Here is a 17,435-nt window from a genome sequence, read left to right on the forward strand (position 1 = left end):
GAACTGACGGTGCACTCGCAGGTCAAGAAGACGAAGCCGGCAGCCGCTTCCGAGGTTTCTCGGGACAGCTGTCTGGCTCAGCGGAGCGTCAGGAGGGCCGAGTGCAACACCGAGTGGGCCACCACCACGGCAGACACCGCACGCTCTCCCGATGGAGACCACGCGCCGTCCTCCGCCGGAGCCTGGTGCGCATCACCAAGTGGGAGCTCCACCTCATGGCATGGAGCGTGCGGATGACGTTCCGGCGGGCCCTGCACGCCGTGGCGCCCTCGGCGGTCCGGCACAAATGGTAGCCCGAGGCGTGTACCGAGCCTGCGGAAGGACAAGAAATGAGCACCTGGGAGAAAACCAAGGGGCAGATGGAAGAGGTGGCCGGCAGCGCCATCAGGAGGACCGCCCACGCCATGGGAAACGAGAAGCTCGCGGCTAAGGGCGGCGCGCTGCAGATGCGCGGCAAGGCCCGGCGCCTGAAAGAGAAGGGGAAAGACACGCTTCCCTGAGGTCGGGGGTACGCGCAGACATGCCTACCGCCGCAGTACACCGGGACGTCACATCAGGAGACAGAACAAATCATGGGAATACTTGCTTGGATCCTGCTCGGGCTTCTCGCTGGCATCATCGCCAAGGTGCTGATGCCGGGAAAGGACCCGGGTGGCATCATCGTCACTACACTCATCGGCGTCGCGGGCGCCCTGCTCGGCGGCTGGCTGGGCAAGGTCATCTTCCACGTCGATTCCGTCGACGGCTTCTTCGAGGCCTCCACCTGGATCGCCGCCATCGTCGGCTCGCTCATCCTGCTCGCGGTGTTCCGCCTGTTCGCGCGGCGCAGATGACGCCGGAGCGGTGCCTGTCGGTGTACACGTGACGTCCCCACCTGCGTACGGATGAAAAGGGACAGTTCTTGATGCGTTGAGACCTGCTGCTCGGCACTCTGCTGCTTGTCGGTGAGAGGCGGCGGAAGGCGGTCGACGGTGGTCCTGGATCCGCATCACCGGGCTGGACCGAAAGACGGTCCGTAAATATCTGTCGGCACCGGGTCCGGCGACCCCGCCGCGCCGGTCAACCTCACCATGCGGCAGCTCGCGCCGCTGTTCGGCTGCTCGCCCGCGACGGTGTGCCGGGTGATCAAGCGGCTGCGGCCGCTGCTGGCGATCGAGCCGGCCACTCGCCCGGGCGACGCGATGGACCGGTCGTGGATCGTGGACGGCACGCTGATCCCGGTCCGTGACCGGAAGACCGGCGCGTCCTCGCGTAACTACAGGTTCTCGGCGAACGTGCAGGTCATCATCGATGCCGACACCAAGCTGGTGGTCGCCGCGGCCCGGCCGGTGCCGGGCAACACCGCTGACGCGAGGGCATGGCGGGACTCCGGCCTGGCCCAGAGCTGCGAAGGCATCACCGTGCTTGCCGACGGCGCCTACATCAACACCGGGCTCGTCCCGCACCGCCAACGCCCCGGACGAGCCCTCCTACCCGGTGAGGAAGAGGACAACGCCGAACACCGCCGAGTCCGGGCCCCCGTCGAGCACGCCTTCGCCCGGATGAAGCACTTCAAGATCCTCCGCGACTGCCGGCAGCGCGGCAACGGCCTCCACCACGCGGTCCAAGCGGTCGCCCACATGCACAACCTCGCCATGGCCGCGTGAGCAGGCCAGCCCCGAAACCCGCCCTGACCTGCCCGGACACACCCTCTGCAACCCCCTTTAGGGAGTATTTTGAAAGTTCCCGCACAGCATCCACGGGCGTCAACGCCAGCCGCCCAAGCAGTGAAGCGCGCCAGCGAAACCAGCCGTGCACCCCTCATCGCTCACCGTAGCCGACCGTCACGAGTTCCGCGTTTGACGACAGCCTGGCACGGGGTTGCACTGGATTCATGGACGCTGCGGTGACTCCGCCCTAGGGAGAGCAGCGATGACAACCATGGAAAGTTTCACCCTTCTGCAGCCGTACAAGATCGCCGAGGAGACGTTCGTCATCCCATGGGCCCTTGAGGCGCCGCCGGTCGGCCACTTTCCGATGAACTCGATGGTGATCCGGGGAGCAGAACCGATCCTCGTGGACACGGGGGCGCCCGCGGTGCGCGCCCAGTGGCTGGAGGCGGCCTGGTCCGTCGTGGATCCCCTGGACGTACGGTGGATCTTCCTCACCCACGACGACCGCGACCACGCCGGCAACCTCCTGGCGGTCCTCGCCGAATGCCCGAACGCGACCCTGCTGACGACATGGTTCTCCATCGGCCGCATGGCCGAGGAGTGGGAGACCCCCATCAACCGGTGCCGCTTCATGACCGACGGCGACACGATCGACGCGGGCGACCGCACCCTGGTCGCCAAGCGACCGCCTCTGTACGACAACCCCACAACCCGCGCTCTCTTCGACCCCAAGACCAAGGTCCTGTGGGCCGTCGACACCTTCGCCACGAACGTGGCGACCCCCATGCCCGAAACAGCAGCGATGTCGCCAGACGAATTCCGCGACGGCCAGTTCTTCGGCGGGCGCCTGGTCTCCCCCTGGGTCGCCCTGCTGGACGCCCAAAAGTTCGGGACGGTCGTCACCGACTTCCAACACCTGAACGCCGAGGTCATCGCCGGCTGCCATTGCCCAGTCCTCCGCGGCCCCCAGATCCCCGAGGCCTACGACCTCCTCCGCCAGCTCCCCGACATCCCACCGTGGACAGAGTTCACCCAGGCCGACCTGGACCAGTGGATGGCGGCTGCCGAGAGCTCGGTTCCGCCGGAGCAGCCGCGGCCGTCTGGGACGTGAGTGGTGCTGACCACGGCGTTCGGATCTGTTGCACTCCGGCGCCTACGACCAGGACCCGCCGCTCGGCTGGGTCGTGTTCTGGATCGGGGTTCCCTTCCACGCCTGACGCCGTGATGATCATGGTGTGGGGCGTGGGGATCTTTCTGATGAGCAGTGGTCGGTGCTGGAAGCGTTGTTGCCTGCGGTGGGTGTGAGTCGCAGGTCCGGGAACCGGCGGCGGCTGGTCGATGGTGTGCGTTGGCGGGTGCGGACCGATGTTCGGTGGCGCGATCTGCCGCGCGAGTACGGACCCTGGCAGACCGTCTATGGGCTGTTCCGGCGCTGGCAGCGCGAGGGCATATGGGCCCGGCTGCTGACCTTGTTGCAGGGGCGGGCGGATGCGGCCGGGCTGATCACGTGGGAGGTGAACGTCGACTCCACGGTCTGCCGGGCGCATCAGCATGCGGCTGGTGCCCGCCGGGACGGCCCCTGACAGAAGGAGCCGCCCGGTGGGCTCGGGGTCGAACCGGAGGATCACGGGCTGGGCCGGTCGCGGGGCGGGTTCACGACGAAGATTCATCTGGCCTGCGAGCAGGGCCACAAGCCGTTGTGGTTGCTGGTCACGGCGGGTCAGCGGGGTGACAGCCCGCAGTTCGAGCCGGTCCTGGAAGCGATCCGGGTGCCCAAGCCGGGTTGTGGTCGTCCCAGGAGCAAGCCGCTGCGGGTGCGTGGTGACAAGGCGTACTCCTCGCGCGCCAACCGTGCTTACCTGCGCAGACGGGGGATCCGGTGCACCATTGCGGAGCCGGCGACCCACCAGTGACTGTGAACCAGCGCCCGCCCATGCGGCCGTGCCATGCTGGCACCGGCGTCGGGCAGCACGCACATGGGGAGGATTCAGCGGCCGCCAGACACTACTGCACCGACAGTGAGAACGGCGGCCACGTCGACGACCCGTCCGAGGACGCGCTGTTCATGCTGATCAGCGACCTCAACGACTCCGACAACACCTTCCTCGTCATTCAGCCCGACCAGGACGACCCCACGTGGTTCGCCTCAGTCGCCGTTCTGGACGAGGGCGGATGCGAGATCGTCCGCCGCGATACCACCCGCAGGGAACACGACGTCTTCGTCGAGACCAGCACCGACCGCATCGCGGGCGACCTCACCAAATGGCTGGCCGCCCGCGCTTCCCAACCGTCCAGGTCGTCCGCATCGCGCAAGCGGTAGATGAGCGTGATCAGGCCGAGGGCTGGCACGGCCATGAGTCACGCGACCAGTGGGCGGTCATCCGCCGCCAGGCGGACTGCCAGCCAGCCGAAGGCGGCGCCGGACAGAGCGACGACGCCCACGACGACGGCTAGCTCGTGACCTGCCATCCCGCTGTCTCGGATGACCAGGCCCGTCCAGAAGACCAGGACCGCAAGTGCGACTCCGCCCGCGAGCCACGCTGGTCCTGGTCGGCCGTCGACGGCGAAGACGACCGCGAGCCAGGCCGGTCAAGAACAGGTTAAAGAAAACCGCAGGTCAGCAGCGCGTGATACACAAAACGGACGCGAGATCAATGTGCGTTACGTGCACGATGGGCGCTACGTGCGATCTCCGATGCATACCGCAGCGAGATCCTGGCCCTCCATGGGAGCAGGATCTCGCCGTATGGCATTTGAAATGCCATACTCGTGCCATGGCTGACGACGACACCGACTTTCCTCCCGGCGACGGCCCCACCAGCGGCATCTCCGTCTCCCTCACGGCTGGCACACTGCAAGCGATCCGTGAGCGGGTCGGCAAGCGGGGTGTGTCCGCGTTCCTGGAGAAGGCCGCGCAGCGGCAGATCGAGCGCGACAACCTGGACGAGCTGATCGCCGACTTCGACAAGACCCACGGCCCCGCCGATCCGGAGGCAGTGGCCGCCAAGCGCGCGAAGCTCACCGGTGGCACCTCCTCCGATGCCGGTGCGGCCGCGTGAGCGGCGCCCTGGTCCTGGACAGCGAGGGCCTGGCCAAAGCCGTGCGACGCGACCGCGAGGTCCACGAGTGGCTCACCGCCGCCCGCGACGCCGACCTTCCCGTGATCACCTCAGCCGCGGTCCTTGTCGAGGTGATCCACCCGCGGATCAACGACGCCGCCCTCAAATGGACGCTGTCCCGCTTGCGGGTCGAGCCGGTCACCCAGGCCCTCGCGCAGACCGCCGCCACCCTGCTGCGCGCGGCCGGACTGCACGGCCACAAGTACGCCATCGACGCCATGCTCTGCGCCACCGCCCTCACCCAGCCCGGCCGCGTCACGATCCTGACCTCCGACGTCGAGTACATCACCATGCTCACCGTCGATCACCCCCGCGTGACCGCCGAGAAAGTCTGATCCGCGCCGGTTCGCCGAGCGCGGCGTGACGCGTGCCCTCCGGATCGACCACCTCATGCGTCGCGACGGCGCACATTTCGGACGTCAGCCGGCTGCGACCGTCGCCCCGGCGTACGCCACCGCCGTCAGGGCAAGCACGGCAGCCGGTAGGGCCCGCACGGGCGGGTCGCCGTGGCGCAGGTGGACAACCGCGGCCGCGGCCATCAGAAGCGCGAGCCCGATGCCGGCGGCCACCCCGAGCGGGGCGGAGGCCGGTCCGAGCAGCAGTCCGACGGCTCCGGCCACCTCAAGTGCGCCGACGACGCGGTAGAGGCCCGGTGACATGCCGAGGTGCGCTGCCGCCCGCCGCATGAAGGGCACCGCGGCGATCTTCCCCAGCCCCAGCGGGAGGAAGACGAGGGACAGTGCGGCCGCGAGGGTGATCTCTGCGGTGGTCACGCCGGCCGCCTCCGGCGTTCGGTGCTCAGGCGGGCGAAGTGGTCGATGAGGTCGGGGGCGTCCACGGCTGCCGGGTTGACGACCTGCTCGGCGGGGGCGCCCTGGAGGAGGCGTTTGACGGGGACTTCGAGTTTCTTGCCGGTGCGGGTGTGCGGGATGCCCGGCACCTCGATGATCTCGTCGGGGACGTGGCGGGGTGAGGCGCCGGTACGGATCGCTTCCTTGATCTTCTCTCGGAGGGCGTCATCCAGGGTCACCCCGGCGGCGAGGACCACGAACAGGGGCATCCAGTAGCCGCCGTCGGGTTCCTCCGCTCCGATGACGAGGGCCTCGGTGATCTCGGGCAGGCGTTCGACGACGTCGTGGATGTCGGCGCTGCCCAGGCGTACGCCGTTGCGGTTCAGGGTGCTGTCGGAGCGCCCGTGGACGATCACCGAGCCGTGACCGGTGACCGTGATCCAGTCACCGTGCCGCCAGACGCCGGGGTAGGAGGAGAAGTAGGCGTCGCGATAGCGGGTGCCGTCGGGGTCGTTCCAGAAGTACAGCGGCATCGACGGCATCGGGCGGGTGACGACCAGCTCGCCCACCTGGTCCACCACCGGGAAGCCCTCGCCGTCGTACGCGGCCAGCGCCACCCCGAGATGAGGTGCGGACAGCTCCCCGGCCCAGACGGGAGTGTTGGGCGCGCTGCCCGCGAAGCCGGACACCACGTCCGTGCCGCCACTGATGGACGCGAGCAGGACGTGGTCGCCGACGTGGTCGCGGACCCAGGGGTAGGCGGAGGCCGGCAGGGCGGAGCCGGTGCAGCCGACCACACGGATCGACGACAGGTCGTGCCCGGACGGGTCGATGCCGTACTTGGCCATGCCCAGCAGGTACTGGGGGCTGGTGCCGAAGACGGTCACCCGGTGGCGTGCGACGAGCTCCCACAGGACGTCGAGCTGGGCGAAAGGTGCGGGGCTGCCGTCGTACGTGCAGGTCGTGGCGCCGGTCAGCAGGGTGGAAGCGACCAGGTTCCACATCATCCAGTGGGTCGTGGTGTACCAGAGCAGACGGTCGCCGGGTCCGAGGTCGGAGTGCAGGCCGAGGGTCTTCAGGTGCTCCAGCAGGACGCCGCCGTGACCGTGGACGATGCCCTTGGGCAGACCGGTGGTGCCGGAGGAGAACACGACCCACAGAGGGTGGTCGAACGGCACCGGCGTACACGTGAGTTCCTCGGCGCGAGTGGACGCGTCCTGCCACGGCACCACCAGCGACGGGAACGCTCGCGAAGGCCACGGCAGGCCCACGTGGTCCACCAGCAGCGTCGCCTTCAACGTCGGGAGGTGCGCGGCCAGCTCACCGGCGGCCTCGCGGCGGTCGTGGGTGGTGCCGTTGAAGAGGTAGCCGTCGGCGGCGATCAGGACGGCGGGTTCGAGCTGGGCGAAGCGGTCGGCGGCCGCCTTGGGGGCGTAGTCCTGCCCGCAGACCGACCACACGGCGCCGATACTCGAGGCGGCGAGGAACGCGACGATCGCGTGCGGGGTGTTGGGCAGATAGCCGACGACCCGGTCGCCCTGGCCCACACCCAGCTCGCGCAGGGTCGCGGCCACCGAGGCGACCTGGGCGCGCAGGCGGCCCCCGGTCACCTCGTAGCAGGAGCCGGTCTCGTCGAGGGCGATGATGGCCACGTCCTCGTCGGCCAGTTCGCGCAGGGCGTGGTGGGCGTAGTTGAGGGTCGATCCGGTGAACCAGCGGGCATCGGGCATCCGCTCCTCGGCCAGCACCTGCTCGTACGGGGTGTCGGAGTCGATGTCGAAGTACTCCCACACCGCGCCCCAGAAGCCTTCCAGGTCGGTGACCGACCAGCGGTGCAGGGCGGTGTAGTCGGTGCCGTCCCTTCCGGTGTGGCGGGCGAAGTCCATGATGCGGCTGTTCGCGACGGCCTTGGGGTCAGGGGTCGTGAAGGGGTCCGGCCCGGTCATCGTGTGACGCTCCTCAGCAGGCTTTTCTCGGCGGTCTGTTGAAGGGGGAGGGTGCTGCGCGTGGTGTGCAGGAGAGTCGCCCAGATGGCGGTGTCGGTGAAGTCGCTTCCCCCTGTCGGGACGACGTCCGCGACGACGCGGTCGGGGCGCAGCAGTACGGCATCCGCCCGGCCACCGCGCAGCCAGGCAGCGAGGGTGCCGTCGTCGCCGAGGCCGGTGACAGGGATAGTCCGGGCGCCGAGCGCATGGGCGAGGGCGTTCAGTGCGGGCCAGGGTTCGGTGGCGGTCAGGATGGTGAAGGAGTCGCCGAGCAGCTCGTCGAGGCGGGTCCGCCGTCCGCCGGTGGTCATCCATGGTTGCGGGCAGTGGGTGCCCGCGAGGCCCCTGCGGATGCGGCGTCGGACGAGGGGTCCGGCGGTCAGGGGCGGGCTGAGGTCGCGGCCGGCCAGCTCCGTCAGGCCGGGTATGCGGCAGGCCGCGGCCAGGAATCTGCGGCGCAGCGCGGCGGCGCCGTCCTGGCCGCCGGTCATGGCCCAGCCCATCGCGACCGCGAGCCGTATGACGTGGCGGGCGTGCGGCTTGCGTTCACTCTCGTACGTCTCCAGGAGCCGCTCGTCGCCGCCCTGCCCCAGGACGCGGGCGAGCTTCCAGGTGAGGTTGTAGGCGTCCCGCAGTCCCGCGCACAGCCCCTGTCCGATGAACGGAGGGGTGAGGTGGGCGGCGTCGCCGAGGAGGAAGACCCGTCCGCTGCGCCACCGGTCGGCGATGCGCGCCCGGAAGGTGTACTGGGTCTCGCGGACGACCTCGAAGTCCCCGTCGTAGGAGGGCGGCAGCCATGGGGCGACCAGCTCGCGGACCGGCTCGTCGCCGCCCTCGAGCCGGAACTCCCAGCGATAGCGGTCCTCGCCGACGCGCATGAAGGTTGCCGGACGGTGTGGGTCGCAGACCTGGTCGACGCCTTCCCAGCAGCGGACGTCGGCGTTCGTGCGGACGTCGACGACGGTCCAGCGTTCCTCGAAGCGCAGGTCCTCCCATACGGCGCCGATGGCGTCGCGGGTGAGGCTGTTCGCCCCGTCGCAGCCGAGGACCGCCTCGGCCCACAGTTCGTGCTCTCCGTCGTCGTCGCGGTAGGTCACGCGCACGGGGCCGGCGGTGTCCGGGGCGACACCGGTGACCTCCACGCCGCCGCGCAGTTCGCACTGCGGGTTCCGGGCGAGGGCGTCGCGTAGCAGTCGTTCCAGCTCGGGCTGGTCGAACATGCTGGTCTGCGGGTAACCGTGACGGCCGTGCTCGGTACGGCGGAACTCGGCCATCACCCGGTGCCGCGCGTCAAGGAGCCGCAGCCCGTTCGCCGGGCGGGCGATCGCGGCGAACTCCTCCCCCACGCCCGCGGCCTGGAGGATCCTGCGGACCTCGTCGTCGGTGGCGACGGCGCGCGGGAGCGGGTAGACGTCCCGGTGGCGTTCCAGGACGACGGTGCGCACTCCGCGCCGGGCGAGGAGGAGGGCGGCGGTCACGCCCACGGGTCCCGCGCCGATGATCACCACGGGTACCTGCTGTTCGGTGCGGCTCACCTCAGGTCCCTACTTCGCGTCCGTGACGGAGGTTCGCTGCTCGCCGAGGTCGATCCGGCCGTCCGGGGTCGCGATCGTCGCTGTGATCACGTCTCCCGCGTGCAGGTAGTGCGGGTTCTTCGCCTGGGACTTGAAGAACGCCTTCCACTTCATGGCGGGCGGCAGCAGCGCGCCGATCTTCTCGACCGGCTTCGGCGGGGCCTTGAGGGCCGTGCCGCCGGGCGTGCCGGTCAGCAGCAGGTCGCCAGGGTCGAGGGTCTGGAAACGGGCCAGCAGGGTGAGGGCCTGCGCCGGGCGGACGATCATGTCGGCGAGGGTGCGGTCCTGGCGCAGCTCACCGTTGACGGACAGCTTCAGCCTGAGGTCGAGGAGATGGGCGAAGTCCTCCGGCTCCAGCAGGGCGAGGTACGGGCCGGTCGGTGTGAAGGTCGGGTAGGACTTGCTCTCGTAGAACTGCGTCCTGGTCAGCTGGACGTCGCGCGCGCTGACGTCGTTGGTGACGACGAGCCCGGCGACGTACGACGGCAGGTCCCGCTCGTCGACCGTGGCGCCGATGGGCAGGGTGGCGCCCATGACGAGCCCGAGTTCGACCTCGTAGTCGAGGAACTTCACATGCGAGGGCCGTACGACGGTGTCGCCGGGTCCGCTGACCGAGCCGGACGCCTTGCGGAAGAAGGCGGGCGGGATGTCGCCCGTGAAGCCCGAATCGCGGGCGTGGCTCCGGTAGTTGACCATCTGGGCGACCACCCGGCAGGGGGTGGTGACCGGCGAGAGGGCGACCAGGTCGGCAACGGGCGTGCCCGCCTCGGTCGAGCGTGCCGCCTCTCGTACGGCGTCACGGTCGGCGATCAGCTCGGCGGTGGTGGTGGCCTTGGTGTCGACAGGGATGGCCCGGTGGATTGGGGTCTCCCCTGCTCGAGCGGAGTCGAGAGCTTGGGGACGGACGACCCACCATCCGTCGGCGGTGCGCAGGACGTTGGTGCTCATGTCAGTACCTTCGTGAGGGGATTGAGGGTTCAGGACTTGGCGGCTCTGAGCAGGCCCAGCAGGCGCGCCGGGTCCATCTCGTTGTCGCCGCGCAGGGCCTGGATGACGTCGCGGACCCGCTGCGGGGAGGGACTCGCGCCGAGGAAGTCACGCGTGGCCGGTGGACCCCACTGGGCAAGACCGCTGGTCGACATGGGCGCCCACCCGGGCTCGACGTCGCGGGAGAACAGGTCGCCGTCGGCGAAGTGCTCCAGCATGAAGCGGTCGGGGTCACGCCAGTAGTCGAAGAGCTGGCTGCCCTGGATGTGCCGGCCGACGCCCCAGCTGCGCTGGTATCCGCGCTCCTTGAGGTATTCGCCGCCGACGGCGATCGAGTCCAGGTCGGTGACCTGATAGGCGGAGTGGACATAGCCGGTCCCCGGCCCCAGGTGCATGGCCAGCGTGTGATGGTCGGCCGGCACGCTGCCGAGGTCGCAGCGGATGAACGCCATGGTCGGGCCGCGGTCGCGCTGCCCGTCCAGGAAGAGGAAGTCGGACACGATCATTCCCAGCGTGTCCAGGTACCAGTCCAGGGCCCGGCCGAACACACGGGTCTCCAGGACGACATGGCCCAGCCGCTGGATCCGGGACGGCTCGCGCGGCGGGCGCTGCGTGGCGTTGGTACGACGGTGATCCGTGCCGAAGTTGAGCAGCAGCGGCCGCTGCTCGGGCAGGGCCGGCAGCTGCTCGCCGCAGTGCACCACCCGCACCGGGAAGCCGGACGGATCGAGCAGGTCGACCGCCTTTCCGCCGCCGGGCACGTCCACGTCACGCACGTCGGACCCGGTGGCCCGCGCCAGCCGGTCCAGATCGGGCCGCTCCGCCGCACGGAACGCCGGGCCGATGAAGCGGGACGTACGCCCGCGCCGGATCACCATGCACGGCGAGCCGGCGAACGTGCCGCGCAGCCACAGCTCACTCTCGGTGCGCGCGGCGACCTGGAAGCCGAAGTCCCGGGCGAAGACCTCGGCCCGCCCCAGGTCGGGCTTCTCGAACTCCAGCCAGGCCAGGTCCGCGACCTTGATCACGGGATTCCGGGAGCGGCCGGGATGCTCGCCCCGCAGGGCTCCCTGTTCGCTGTGCAGGTCCTGGTGGGCCGTCTTGGCATCGGCCCCGTGAACGCGGGTTTCAGACATGGTGCCCTCCGAGCAACATTGCCGTAATGAGGAAATCATCAACTTTGACAGTTCCGTCGTCAAGGTGTTCCCGGCGGGAAATGATGGATTCATCAGAACTGCAGCCGTCATCGCCTGCGCGGTTAGACTTGGCGCATGCCTACGTCAGCCCCGCCCAGCAACCGATTCGAGCGACGTCGCGCCGAGACCCGTGGCGCGCTCGTTCGCGCCGCCCGGCAGATACTCGCCGACAGCGGGGACACCGGCATCAGCATCCAGGCGATCGCCGAGCGCGCCGACGTGGGCTTCGGCTCCTTCTACAACCACTTCGAGTCGAAGGCCGAGCTGTTCGAGGCGGCGGTGGTGGACGCCCTGGAGGAGTACGGCCGGAACTTCGACCAGCGCCTGGCGGAGATCGACGACCCTGCGGAGCTCGTCGCGGCGGGCTTCCGCCTCAGCGCACGCATGGCCGACTCCCACCCGGAACTGATGCAGGTCCTGCGCCGTCGGGGCCTCGGCCACATCCACTCGGACAACGGCCTGGCCCGGCGGGCGCTGCGTGACATCGAGGTCGGCACGGCCTCCGGCCGCTTCACCGTGGTCGACCCGACCGTGGCCCTGTCCGCACTGGGCGGCACCCTGCTGTCCCTGGTGGAGCTGAGGTTCGCGCGCCCCGACCTGGACGGTGACGAGGCCGCGGCGAACCTGGCCGAGATGGTCCTGCGCATGCTGGGCGTACCACCGGACGACGCCCACGAGGTCGCCCGGCGCCCCCTCCCCGGCCCCGCCTGAGACGACCACTCCTACCCGGCGGCGGACGAACCCTGCCGAAAGGCGACCGAACGGCCGGTGAAGGCGGCGTCGATTCCGTCCCGCGTGGTGGTGACGGACCGCAGGTGCAGCCCCTCGGGGACGTTCTCCAGCGGGATGGGATCTTCCAGGGCCCTGTCCAGCAGGGTTTTCAGCGGAGGAAGCAGCTCGCCCCGGACGGTGCGGACGTCCGTGAAGGCGATGCGGTTGCCCGTCGCCGCCGAGACGGCCGCACTCACGGTGACGTCGCCGGCGACCGGCAGAACGGCCGTCGCACTGATCCGCCCCGGCTCGCCACCCGGTGACACCCGCACGCCGAGCGCGCCCGACACGTCACCGTACGAGAGGAACGCGGTCGCCCCGACATGGTCGGCGTGAGCAATGTCGGCACTTCCGGAGGTCTTCAGGCCGTCAAGGCGTACGGTCAGCTTCGTCACCGGCAGGGGCCGAGTCGAGCCGTTCGCGGGTATGTCATGGGCGGTCAGGTCGACGTGCCGGAGACTGCCCTTCGCCAGCTGAGTGAGCACGGGGAAGCCGCTGACGCGTACCGACGGCCGATCCGCGGTTCCCATGCCGTCCTGGAACACCTCGGCCGTACGGCTCTCCGCACGGGCCGCCGCGATCCGGTCGACTGCGACGCCACCTGTCAGCAACGCCGCCATAGAAGCGGCGAGGACGGTCAGGCGCCGCCCCCTCGGGGCTGAGGAGCCCATGGACAAGGGATCGCCGCGGTAGCGCTCGCCGGCATGCCCGTCATCGGGCTGGGGTTGGTGCATGGGATCGTGTCGCGCGGGTTCATCCGGCGGATGTGGGAGCCGAGGGGGGGTCCGCAGACCGCGCAGATCGGCGGAGTAGTCGAAGTCGTTGATCCGGTTCGGATCCTCACCGATGGCCGGGTCGTCGCCCTCTCGGCAAAGCCGCAGGTCAGCGACCCTTTTCGGCGGGCTCAAGGATCGCGACGCACTCGACATGGTGGGTCATCGGAAAGACATCGGCTTCCCACGGCGGGCTGTCACCTCTGTAAGCATGCTCCGAGGCTGTCCATTCGTCCGGCCCCGGCCCAAAGCGCACGCCTCGGCCCGCCGCGCGGCGGACGGTGGGTCAGCCGGTCGAAGGGACGGGGCGCGCCTTCGCCGACGGGATGCTCCGGAGGCGTACGGCGAGCCGGGTGCAGCGCGCGCCGAGTGCGACGAGGAAGGCGGTGGGCAGGAACACCGCGTCGCAGACGACCATGGCCATCGACAGGAAGGGAATGCCGAGGACGACGGCGATGCCCAGGTGCTCCGCGATCATGACGGCGAGCAGGACGTTCTTGACCCGGCGGTTTGCCAGCGTGAAGGGGAAGGCGACCTGCACCATCACCGTGGCGTAGCTGAGGGCGAGGACCAGCACGGTGCTGCCGGCGAGGGCCGCCGAGAGGCCGGGCCAGGGGGTGAAGTAGTCCAGGTGCAGGGCGTAGTAGAGGGCGCTCCCCTCCTGCCACCGGGTGCCCTGGATCTTGTACCAGCCGGCGGTCGCGTAGACGAGGCAGACCTGCGCCATGATCACGGCCATCGCGACGTTGTGGAGCATGGCACCGGCCGCGTCGAGCACGGCCCGGGCCTCGTGCCGCGGGAACCACAGCTCGGCCGCGTACCAGAGGCCCTGGACGGCCCAGAGGGTCCAGAAGACCAGGGACCAGCCGCGGGTGGGGTACGAGGAGAGCGGGACGAGTGCCGCCACCGACGCGGCCCACAGCAGCAGTCCGGCCGGGTCGCAGGCCGGCCAGGCGGTGTCCCGGGTCCCGCGGTCCGCACGGCGCCGGGCGCGCCGGGCGTCCAGGGACCACACCGAGGCGCAGCGGGTGAAGACCAGGTAGATGACCATGATCCGGACGACGTTGTCGCCGCCGTCCCCGACGAGGGTGTTGCGGTTGACGATCGACAGGAGCCCGGCCATGAGCACCACGGTGGTGCCCCTGGTGCGCCAGCCGAGGAGGACGGCGAGGGCCGCGGCCATGGTGACGCCGTAGACGGCCTCGAACCAGAGGCCCCCGTCCCCCCAGGCCAGCACGGTGAAGGTGCGCTCCTCGCGGACCAGTACCTGGGCCAGTTCGAAGGAGAGCGGACTGCGGTTGCCGTACAGCACGTGCCGGTTCGGCCATTCCCGCAGGAGGAAGGCGAGGACGACGGCGGACAGGCCGATCCTGAGGACGGCGGCCTGGTGGGGTGCGCGGACGGTGGTGAGCGCGGCCAGGAGGCGGTCGAGGCGGGCCGCGGGCGGCGCGGCCTGGGGGGTGGTCATGTCACAGACTCCTGTGGTCCTGTTCGGTCACCGTCCACCAGGGCAGCAGCCGGTAGTCGGTGGTGTCGGACGGCGTCTCCGAGCTCCACTCCGGCGGGTCCACCAGGGTGAACCGGCCCGCGACCTGGACGGAGACGATCCGTCCGCCGTCCCAGGTGGTGCCGATGCGCTGGAGCACCACGCGTTCGAGGTAGTCGCGGGTCAGCGCGCCGCGCGCGCCCTTGGGGCGGTCGTCCTTCAGGCTGTGCGTGGCGACGTACGCGTCCCAGGCCCGGCGCAGCATGTTCTGGTCGACGTGGCTGGGCGCCGGGTTGCCGTGGATCGCCTCGATGTCCTGGGCCGTGAGGTTGATCCACCCGCTCTGGTGGTAGCGGCCGTCCGGGCCGAGCGTGTTGACCCGGACCCCGACCGCGTCGTTGCGCTGCATCGGGTTCGGGGCGAACAGTTTCCAGTCCTGCCCGAACTCCGGCTGGACGTAGGCGTCGATGGCGTCGCGGTGTCTGACGCTGAGGGCGTTGGCCGGGGCGATGCTCAGGAAGACGAACGCCAGATGGACCAGCAGGGCACCGGCCAGGGCCAGCGCGGTGGCCGCGAGCGTGACCCGGGCCCCTCGTGACCACGGGACGGGCGGGGGCGTGGCTCCCATCGTGCTCCTTGTCCGGGCTTGTACGGGGTGGTGCAGGCTTGTACGCGTGGCTGGGGCGGCGTCCCGCGACCGGCCGCCGGGGACCGGTCGCAGGACGCCGCCGTGGATCAGGGGCGGGTGCTACAGCGGGCAGTTGTCCACGCGGACGCCCTGGTAGTTGATGTCCGGGTGGTGGTCGCTCAGGTAGTCGGCCACGTTGTTGGCCGCCCCGCCGCCGTACCACTGCGGGTTCGACACCACCTCGAAGAGGGTCGGGTCGGTGGGAGCGTTGTTCATCACGCCGTTGTTGGAACGCGCCGGCGGAGCACCGAAGACGGCGCTGTACTTCGTGCTCGGGCTGATGCCGGTCGGTCCCCACGCGTCGGGGTGGTTCTTCCAGAAGCCGGGCGAGCACCACTCGGCGTCACCGGGCGGAGTGGTCGTTCCGTCGGTACCGGTCGTGCCCGTCGTACCGGTGGTGCCTGTCGTGCCGGTGGTACCCGTCGTACCGTCGGTGCCCGTCGTACCGGTGGTGCCCGTGGTGCCCGTCGTGCCCGTCTGCCCGGTCGTGCCGGTGAGGCCGATGAGACCGGTCGTGCCGATGAGAGAGACGTCGCCCAGGATCTTCGGGGCGAAGTTCGCGTTCTGCGTGCAGTACCCGAAGGTCCCGCCCTGACAGCTGTGGTGGAGGTTGTGCTTCGACTTGTCGACGACGACATGGGGGCCGCCCTTGTCGTGGTCCTCCCCGCCGCGTACGGAGGCCACCGTTTCGGCGCTGCTGCCGATGGCCTGGGACACGCCGACCAGACCGAGTGTCAGCGCGCCCGCCGAGACCGACACCAGCAGTCCGCGGAGATATCGCATGCAACGTCCCTTCTCGATGCCGGCGGGACGGCTCCCGCCGTGATTGCCCCACGTAACGGGGGCCCACGAGCAAGGTGACTGGCCGAAATCCACTAGGACCGCAATGGCGCAAAAAGTCCTATCTGCGGGGCCCCGAGTGGCGGCGGGCACACAACAGCTCCGGGGCGCACGACGCGCCCCGCGCTCCGGCCGTTCGTGCGACGCGGTCAGGGCGTGCCGGGAGTCCCCGTCGGGGCCGCCGGGGCGGGGCAGGCCACCGTGCCCGGCCGTACGGTGAGGGAGAGCTTCGGAGTCGTCAGGACGCCCGGGATCTGGAAGTCCTGGGCGGTGCCGGTGATCCGGTCGAACTTGGCGTAGCGCGCCTGGATGCCGAAGCGGTGCTGCGGGCTGTCGAGCGGATTCACGACGTACGCGCCGGTGGCGTCCTTCACGGTCTTCACGTCGGCGCCGTTCGTGTTGAGGTCGACGATGCCGTCCATGTCGAGGACCCCGGTGGCGCTGCGCAGGTCGAGGACGGTGTTCTGCGTCCTGATCTCCCAGGAGCCGGGGTTGTCGTCGCCGAGGGTGAGCAGCAGGGTGTACGTGGCTCCCGCGATCTGCTGCCGTTGGCTCAGACACAGGCCGTTGATGACGCCGTCCGCGAAGCCCATGCGGAGCACGCGTTCGGTCCCGGCGGTGCCGTCGGGCCGTACGACGCTCTGGTCGACGACGGCGGCGCCGTACTGCGTCCCGTACAGGCTGCTGGTGGTGAAGTCGACGGGCCGGTCCTGGATGCGGAGGCCGACGGCGAGCGCGCCGGTCGCCATGGCGGAGCCGAGGCCGACGGCGGCGAGGAGCGCGGGCGCGGCGACGAAGAGGGACCGGCGCCAGTGCGTACGGCCTTCTTCGCGGGTCCCGATGTCACGGGCCTTGATGTCTCCTGCCCTGATGTCACCGGCCTTGATGTCTCCTGCCCTGATGTCGCCTGCCCTGATGTCACGGGCCTTGATGTCACGGGCCCTGATGTCACGGGTGCTCATGGTGTGGTCACCGTGATCGTTCCGGGGAGGTGGACGGGGTTGTCGGTGGAGTCGAGGGCCGCGTGGTCGTCGACGGTCCGGATCGCGTAGATGTCGCCGGTGAAGTCCTCGGCGCCGGCGGTGAGCGGGATGAGGGAGCCGAAGAAGTCGAGCAGCCCCTGCACGCCGCAGATCTTGACGAGCACGCGGACGCAGACGTTGGTGATGTTTCCCCACATCGTCGTCGTCTCGGCCTTCCCGGCGCTGTCGTAACCGCCGAGCGAACCCTCCCCGGGCACATCGATGCTGACGGTGTGTCCGGCCGCCCGCTGGACCACGCTCATGTGCGAGCGGATCTTGAGCTTGGTGAAGGTGTACCGGGTGGTGGTGCGCGTCGAGCCGTCGGAGAGCCGGATGGTGACGTTCTTGTCGACGGTCATCGAGACCGCGACCATGCTGTCGATGGTGACGTGCAGCGGGTCCGGGGAGGGCAGGAACGGCACGCCCAGCGGCTCGACGGCGGCGGTCTCCCCCGAGGCGCTGCTCGGCTGCCCGGACCAGACGGCCGTGACGACGGCGAGGAGCAGGGCCGCCGCCACGGCGAGGCCCCGGTGGCGCGCACCGCGCACCCG

General features: G+C 70.0%; 21 protein-coding genes and 1 pseudogene. 11 read left to right on the plus strand and 11 right to left on the minus strand.

The window, feature by feature from the left end:
- The first annotated feature begins 101 nt into the window (after nucleotides 1-101).
- From AB5J54_RS06825 to AB5J54_RS06870, 10 genes and pseudogenes are all read left to right on the plus strand, one after another.
- Nucleotides 102-293, plus strand: a complete 192-nt coding sequence (locus AB5J54_RS06825; RefSeq protein WP_369142994.1) for a hypothetical protein — start codon at nucleotides 102-104, stop codon at nucleotides 291-293.
- Nucleotides 294-329: 36 nt separating this feature from the next.
- Entirely contained in the window at nucleotides 330-500 is a 171-nt protein-coding gene (locus tag AB5J54_RS06830; protein WP_369142995.1) for a hypothetical protein, read from the plus strand.
- Nucleotides 501-572: 72 nt separating this feature from the next.
- Nucleotides 573-833, plus strand: coding sequence for a GlsB/YeaQ/YmgE family stress response membrane protein (locus AB5J54_RS06835; protein ID WP_369142996.1), 261 nt, complete (start codon nucleotides 573-575; stop codon nucleotides 831-833).
- Nucleotides 834-1,061: 228 nt separating this feature from the next.
- Nucleotides 1,062-1,646, plus strand: a pseudogene (locus AB5J54_RS06840) (transposase family protein); the annotation flags it as partial.
- Nucleotides 1,647-1,911: 265 nt separating this feature from the next.
- Nucleotides 1,912-2,763, plus strand: a complete 852-nt coding sequence (locus tag AB5J54_RS06845) for an MBL fold metallo-hydrolase (protein ID WP_369142997.1) — start codon at nucleotides 1,912-1,914, stop codon at nucleotides 2,761-2,763.
- Nucleotides 2,764-2,887: 124 nt separating this feature from the next.
- Nucleotides 2,888-3,235: an IS5 family transposase gene (locus tag AB5J54_RS06850; RefSeq protein WP_369142998.1), complete on the plus strand. Its 348-nt coding sequence runs from the start codon at nucleotides 2,888-2,890 to the stop codon at nucleotides 3,233-3,235.
- Nucleotides 3,236-3,283: 48 nt separating this feature from the next.
- Nucleotides 3,284-3,565, plus strand: coding sequence for a transposase (locus tag AB5J54_RS06855; RefSeq protein WP_369149241.1), 282 nt, complete (start codon nucleotides 3,284-3,286; stop codon nucleotides 3,563-3,565).
- Nucleotides 3,566-3,585: 20 nt separating this feature from the next.
- Nucleotides 3,586-3,972 (plus strand): hypothetical protein, encoded by a 387-nt coding sequence (locus AB5J54_RS06860; RefSeq protein ID WP_369149242.1) that lies wholly within the window; start codon nucleotides 3,586-3,588, stop codon nucleotides 3,970-3,972.
- A 454-nt stretch (nucleotides 3,973-4,426) separates the two neighbouring features.
- A complete protein-coding gene (locus AB5J54_RS06865; protein ID WP_369142999.1) occupies nucleotides 4,427-4,711 on the plus strand; it encodes a hypothetical protein in 285 nt (94 codons plus the stop codon).
- Nucleotides 4,708-5,106 carry a PIN domain-containing protein gene (locus AB5J54_RS06870; protein WP_369143000.1) on the plus strand — a complete coding sequence of 133 codons (399 nt, stop codon included), beginning with the start codon at nucleotides 4,708-4,710 and terminating at the stop codon, nucleotides 5,104-5,106. Before AB5J54_RS06865 ends, AB5J54_RS06870 begins: the two co-directional genes overlap by 4 nt.
- An 84-nt stretch (nucleotides 5,107-5,190) precedes the next feature.
- On the opposite strand, the gene AB5J54_RS06875 is transcribed toward AB5J54_RS06870, so the two are convergent.
- From AB5J54_RS06875 to AB5J54_RS06895, 5 genes are read right to left on the minus strand one after another with little or no spacing between them, the layout of a single operon-like run.
- Nucleotides 5,191-5,544: a DoxX family protein gene (locus AB5J54_RS06875; protein ID WP_369143001.1), complete on the minus strand. Its 354-nt coding sequence runs from the start codon at nucleotides 5,542-5,544 to the stop codon at nucleotides 5,191-5,193.
- Entirely contained in the window at nucleotides 5,541-7,508 is a 1,968-nt protein-coding gene (locus AB5J54_RS06880; RefSeq protein WP_369143002.1) for an acetoacetate--CoA ligase, read from the minus strand. The genes AB5J54_RS06875 and AB5J54_RS06880 overlap by 4 nt, the downstream gene beginning before the upstream one ends.
- A complete protein-coding gene (locus tag AB5J54_RS06885) occupies nucleotides 7,505-9,082 on the minus strand; it encodes a bifunctional 3-(3-hydroxy-phenyl)propionate/3-hydroxycinnamic acid hydroxylase (protein WP_369143003.1) in 1,578 nt (525 codons plus the stop codon). Before AB5J54_RS06885 ends, AB5J54_RS06880 begins: the two co-directional genes overlap by 4 nt.
- Nucleotides 9,083-9,091: 9 nt before the next feature.
- Nucleotides 9,092-10,069, minus strand: a complete 978-nt coding sequence (locus tag AB5J54_RS06890) for a fumarylacetoacetate hydrolase family protein (RefSeq protein ID WP_369143004.1) — start codon at nucleotides 10,067-10,069, stop codon at nucleotides 9,092-9,094.
- 29 nt (nucleotides 10,070-10,098) lie between these two features.
- Nucleotides 10,099-11,244, minus strand: a complete 1,146-nt coding sequence (locus tag AB5J54_RS06895) for a VOC family protein (RefSeq protein WP_369143005.1) — start codon at nucleotides 11,242-11,244, stop codon at nucleotides 10,099-10,101.
- A 135-nt stretch (nucleotides 11,245-11,379) separates the two neighbouring features.
- On the opposite strand from AB5J54_RS06895, the gene AB5J54_RS06900 reads away from it, so the two are divergent.
- Nucleotides 11,380-12,015, plus strand: a complete 636-nt coding sequence (locus AB5J54_RS06900; protein ID WP_369143006.1) for a TetR/AcrR family transcriptional regulator — start codon at nucleotides 11,380-11,382, stop codon at nucleotides 12,013-12,015.
- An 11-nt stretch (nucleotides 12,016-12,026) separates the two neighbouring features.
- Here the strand turns inward: AB5J54_RS06900 and AB5J54_RS06905 are convergent, their stop codons facing one another.
- The 6 genes from AB5J54_RS06905 to AB5J54_RS06930 form a co-directional block, all read right to left on the minus strand.
- Nucleotides 12,027-13,004: a DUF2993 domain-containing protein gene (locus AB5J54_RS06905; RefSeq protein WP_369143007.1), complete on the minus strand. Its 978-nt coding sequence runs from the start codon at nucleotides 13,002-13,004 to the stop codon at nucleotides 12,027-12,029.
- A 130-nt stretch (nucleotides 13,005-13,134) separates the two neighbouring features.
- Nucleotides 13,135-14,316 carry an HTTM domain-containing protein gene (locus AB5J54_RS06910; protein ID WP_369143008.1) on the minus strand — a complete coding sequence of 394 codons (1,182 nt, stop codon included), beginning with the start codon at nucleotides 14,314-14,316 and terminating at the stop codon, nucleotides 13,135-13,137.
- A 1-nt stretch (nucleotide 14,317) separates the two neighbouring features.
- Nucleotides 14,318-14,962, minus strand: a complete 645-nt coding sequence (locus AB5J54_RS06915; RefSeq protein ID WP_369143009.1) for a DUF5819 family protein — start codon at nucleotides 14,960-14,962, stop codon at nucleotides 14,318-14,320.
- A 120-nt stretch (nucleotides 14,963-15,082) separates the two neighbouring features.
- Entirely contained in the window at nucleotides 15,083-15,805 is a 723-nt protein-coding gene (locus AB5J54_RS06920) for a hypothetical protein (RefSeq protein ID WP_369143010.1), read from the minus strand.
- A 206-nt stretch (nucleotides 15,806-16,011) separates the two neighbouring features.
- A complete protein-coding gene (locus AB5J54_RS06925) occupies nucleotides 16,012-16,824 on the minus strand; it encodes a DUF6230 family protein (RefSeq protein WP_369143011.1) in 813 nt (270 codons plus the stop codon).
- Nucleotides 16,821-17,432 (minus strand): hypothetical protein, encoded by a 612-nt coding sequence (locus tag AB5J54_RS06930; protein WP_369143013.1) that lies wholly within the window; start codon nucleotides 17,430-17,432, stop codon nucleotides 16,821-16,823. Before AB5J54_RS06930 ends, AB5J54_RS06925 begins: the two co-directional genes overlap by 4 nt.
- Nucleotides 17,433-17,435: the final 3 nt, after the last annotated feature.

The sequence above is a fragment of the Streptomyces sp. R44 genome, assembly GCF_041053105.1.
Classification (GTDB): domain Bacteria; phylum Actinomycetota; class Actinomycetes; order Streptomycetales; family Streptomycetaceae; genus Streptomyces.